Origin of the sequence: Bacillus sp. AF62, assembly GCF_050312695.1 — a bacterium.
GTDB classification, from domain to species: Bacteria; Bacillota; Bacilli; order Bacillales; family Bacillaceae_G; genus Bacillus_A; species Bacillus_A cereus.
Map to the genome: position 1 here is coordinate 1 of NZ_JBNPJZ010000178.1, position 3,257 is coordinate 3,257.

The window sequence follows — 3,257 nt, forward strand, 5'->3', positions numbered from 1 at the left end:
TTTTAAAATGTATGCGGCACGTGTACTGCAATTGTTACAGAAGCGTTATAAAGAGGTGTCATCGAGTGGAAATGGGGATTAAAAATCATAGGTGCAACTTTTTTTACAGGGTTTTCAATTGGATGTGTTGGAAAACAAAGTATATATGATTTCCAACATAAAAAGTTTCCCTTTCAGAAAAAATAACGCTTCAAATTCTCTTGTAATTGATTTTAAAGGAACTGTTAATACATTTGGTATCGAATGAAATTATGCTCTTTATTCGGTCTTCCAAGTGGTTTAAATGAGTTTTTAGAGGAAGCAGGGTGTAAGAATGCTTTTTTTAAAGGTTATTGCATATATTTTGTTAAGTATAGGAGTTTGTACAGTTGTTTAAGCAGGAATAGCCGCTATTGTAAAGAAACAAATGATAATCGCAAATATAAATCTATTATTGGCCATGTATTATTTTTGTTCGGGAAGTCTTCTGTATTTGTGCACGTTATGGGAAACACAAGATATTTTCCTACCAGCCTTTTTAACTTAAATTTTATTTGTCTTTAAAATCCCATCTTCCATATGATAAACTTGGTCACAGTAACCCCTAATTCCTTTCCAATTAACTTGCTTCCAATTCCTCTATGTAAGTACAATTCAATAGCTTTCATTTTAAAATCAATTGAAAAAGTTCTTCTAATTTTCCCCATAAAAAATCCCCTCCATAATAAACAGTAAAGTAACTTTCTTTCAACTGTCTACTATAGGGGGATCATATCAGGATACAGAAATCATCCTCTTGATGTTGCCTAACTTTTTTCAAAATGTCCTTTACAAAGGGTACAGATTAGAATGTGACTTCTCTTTTATTTTTATATAGCAGGAATTGTTTCGATTCCTTTCAATGTACGTGAAGCATGGCGAAGACTTTGAAATCCTGCGGATTTAACAAAACGTCGCTTGATATGTCTATAATCTTGTTCGATAAAATTATTAAAATGCTTAACATTACAATGTTTCGTATGCATGTAAAAACTGTTCCTTTTCAATTTTTTGAGTGCACAAAGTAAGAATGGAGCCTTATCTGTTGTGAGAATTGTTAGTTCTCCAAAAACATTCACTAATCTTTTCACAAACATATAGGTAGCCTGATAATTTCGCTTTTTGCGATGTCGAATATCGAATGTGTAATCATCCTTATCAATCGTACGATACAGGTAACGCCACTCTCCCTTGATTTTGATATAGGTTTCATCTAAATTTCATACAAAGTGTGCTGATGTATTTTTCTTCTTCCATACTTTATGGATTAAATTCCTATATTCCTGCACTTAACGCATAGCGGTTGTTGGATGAACAGATATGCCGTGTTCTCTCAAAAGTTCAGATATATCGCAATTACTTAAAGCAAAACGACAATAGTACAGAGCAGTTACCAAAATAATATCTTTCTTGAATGATTCTCCTTGAAAATATCTCATTTTCAATGCTTCTCACTCTATTTTGTAAAAGCTTAGCTTACCTTACCTTCAAAAACCTTGTAACAACACCGTATATCTAGGAGAAATACGGTGAAATTCTTTTCTGAGAATGTTGTTCATAAGCATACGCCATTTTGAATAATTCTTTTTCACCAAAGCGATCACCAATAAACGTTAGCCCAATGGGGTGGTTTTCCTCATCATATCCCGCTGGTACAGACAATTCAGGATACCCTGCTATACTAGAAATGAGACATTCCTCTTCATTTATCATAACTAAAGCATCTATTTGTTGTTCCTTTAAATATTTATTTAATTCATTACGAGCAGCTTCTTGCGTTACTTGTAATTTTGTTTCAAATTCTAACTTGGTAACTACAGATTCCTCAGCATCTATCAACCAATTTTGTCCATATTTCACGTAACGTTGTGGATTTTCTTCATTAAATGTAATGATTTCTTTTAAAGATTGAAAAGGAAAATGCTTTTGTTTTTCTATATAATTTTGTAGACTATGCTTAAAATCATATGCTAAAAAACTTAAACATGTAGGAATATCAGGTGAACTCACAGAAAGATTTTCAATTAATGTAGCACCTGCAGTTTGTAAATCTACTTTTATTTTCTCAATTACAGCTTTTCGTTCTTTTGGTTGATCAGCACTAGAAAATAAAAACCCTATTCTTTTGCCTTCTAATCCATCTTTAGAAAGCCCCTCCGTATAATCTATAGGCTGGTTATTCTGATCAGGTATCATCGAACTTAGTAAAAGGGCAGCATCTTTTACATTTCTCGCCATTGGACCTATAGTATCAATTGTTTGTGAAAGTGGAATGATACCATTATTAGAAACTAACCCTGTGGAGGGACGTAACCCTACGATTGATTGATAGGCTGCTGGAGAAATAATCGAACCAAATGTTTCAGTTCCTAGAGATAGCATGGTCAAGTCAGCAGCTACTGCAGCAGCCGAACCAGAGCTGGACCCTCTTGTACTAAATATACGTGGGTTGTAGGGATTGAAAGTATCTCCTTTTTTACTGCTATACCCTGGGGGTGATTCACTTGATATATAGCCAGCCCACTCAGACATGTTTGCTTTTCCTAAAACAAGTGCCCCTTGTACTTTTAAGTTTTCAATCACTTCAGCATCTTTATCAGCAATCCAATCTTTTAATGCGTAAGTCCCTGCACTCGTTGGCATAGTTAGGGCCGTTTGTATGTTGTCTTTTAATAATATAGGCATACCGTATAATGGACGTGAGGTGGTTTGTTTTCTTTCAATGTCACATTGTCGAGCTTCTTCAAGGATATGTGGATTAATTTCTGTAATCGTATTTAATGTAACCCCACTTTGGTCAATTTCTTGAATGCGCAGTAAATAAATACTGACAAGCTCTTCATAAGATAGTTGTTTAGATTGAATCAATGATTGAATATCCTCAATACTAGCATTTAGAATTAAAGCTTCTTTTGTTTTTACTTGTTCTCTATTAATATTTATCAACTGCTTATCAATTGAAGCTATTATTCTTTCCCTATCATATACTACAGTCTCCTCCATAGAATCATGTTTTGGGCTCGTCAAAGCATTCGCCCCTGAAATGGGTAATTGAAAAGTTAATACTGCTATTATTAAAGCTTTTTTTACTGTTTTCACTTTTTCGATCCTTTCAATTTATTTATATGTTATTTGGATAATTAGATTAACAAAACAAAAAAACCAAAATAGATTGGGCAGTATACAATTAGTTAAGAAAGATTCTTCCCTTCATCAAAATAAATAATGATACTTAAAAG

At 33.3% G+C, this 3,257-nt stretch carries 1 protein-coding gene and 2 pseudogenes; all 3 read right to left on the bottom strand.

Going from position 1 to position 3,257, the window contains the following annotated elements:
• Window positions 1–554 precede the first annotated feature (554 nt).
• Window positions 555–686, bottom strand: a pseudogene (locus ACQRBL_RS32005) (helix-turn-helix domain-containing protein); the annotation flags it as partial.
• Between the two features lie 165 nt (window positions 687–851).
• Window positions 852–1,457, bottom strand: a pseudogene (locus ACQRBL_RS32010) (IS6 family transposase); the annotation flags it as partial.
• A gap of 76 nt (window positions 1,458–1,533) precedes the next feature.
• Window positions 1,534–3,117: an amidase family protein gene (locus ACQRBL_RS32015; RefSeq protein ID WP_411996425.1), complete on the bottom strand. Its 1,584-nt coding sequence runs from the start codon at window positions 3,115–3,117 to the stop codon at window positions 1,534–1,536.
• Between the last annotated feature and the right edge of the window lie 140 nt (window positions 3,118–3,257).